Annotated in this window: 1 protein-coding gene and 1 pseudogene; both read right to left on the bottom strand. The window is 76.0% G+C overall.

Annotated elements, in window-relative coordinates:
• Nucleotides 1-251: pseudogene (locus EHS43_RS45185) on the bottom strand (pyroglutamyl peptidase); the annotation flags it as partial.
• The coding region (locus EHS43_RS45180; RefSeq protein ID WP_260471033.1) for a LysR substrate-binding domain-containing protein at nt 248-962 on the bottom strand (715 nt) is incomplete at its 5' end. The pseudogene EHS43_RS45185 and the gene EHS43_RS45180, both read right to left, overlap by 4 nt.

Genomic DNA, 962 nt, shown 5'->3' with positions numbered 1-962 from the left:
GCCCCCTGCCGTACGACGACCTTGTGCGCCTCCCCGTAGGAACGCGCCGACCCGAGCGTCCGCGTCAAGTGCCGTGGTACGGCGTCGAATCCGGACCGTTCGAGGATCTCCCGCGGCACGGCCCGGTCCAGCCGCAGCTCCTCCACCGTGGGTGAGGGCGCTGCCGGGGCCACCGCCGCACTCGCGGGGGCCACCGGCCCCGCGAGCAGGGCCAGGGAGAGGATGCTGATCCGAACGCGTAGGGAGGTCAAGGGAGTTCGGGTCCTTCCGTCGCTGTGGGGCGCGAGTGGTGCGGGACGACGGCAGTATCGCGTGACGGAAGGGGACCACGCCATGGGGACGAGGAGCGGACGAACCGCCCCGCCGCCTCCCGCAGCGCCGCCACGAACGACGTCACGGCCGGCGAGGCCGACCGCCCCCGCGGTGTCGCCGCGTACACCGCCCGCGCCGGAGCCCCCTCGTCGAGCACCGGGAGCAGCACGACGTCCGGCCGTACGGCCTCCGCGGCCAGCGCCGGGACCAGCGTCACCCCGAGCCCCGCGGCGACGTACCCCTGCTTGGCGGTCCACTCGCCGACGACATGCGCGATCCGCGGCCGGAAGCCCTGCCGCAGGGCCGCGTCGAGAAGCGTCCCCTCGGGCCGCGGGCTCCCGGAGATCCAGTCGGCGTCCGCGAGCCGGCCGAGCCGCACCGGCCCGCCGCCCTCACCCGCCAGCGGATGCCCGGCCGGGACGGCGACGTACAGCGACTCGTCGAGCAGATGGCTCAGTTCGTACGCCGACAGCGCTGCCCCGCCGGTCGTGGAGACGACCGCCAGGTCCAGGCGCCCCTCGGTGAGCCGGTCCAGCAACGACGGCGTGAGCCCCTCCTCGCGGGTGACCCGCACGCCGGGCCGGCGGACGCGGAGGACACCGAGGGCGTGCGGGACGAGCGCCGCGTCCGCCGTGGGGAACGCCCCGAAC

Origin of the sequence: Streptomyces sp. RP5T, assembly GCF_003933965.1 — a bacterium.
GTDB lineage: Bacteria > Actinomycetota > Actinomycetes > Streptomycetales > Streptomycetaceae > Streptomyces.
The sequence above is the reverse complement of the archived record's forward strand: the minus strand, read 5'-3'. Positions and strand labels throughout refer to the sequence as shown.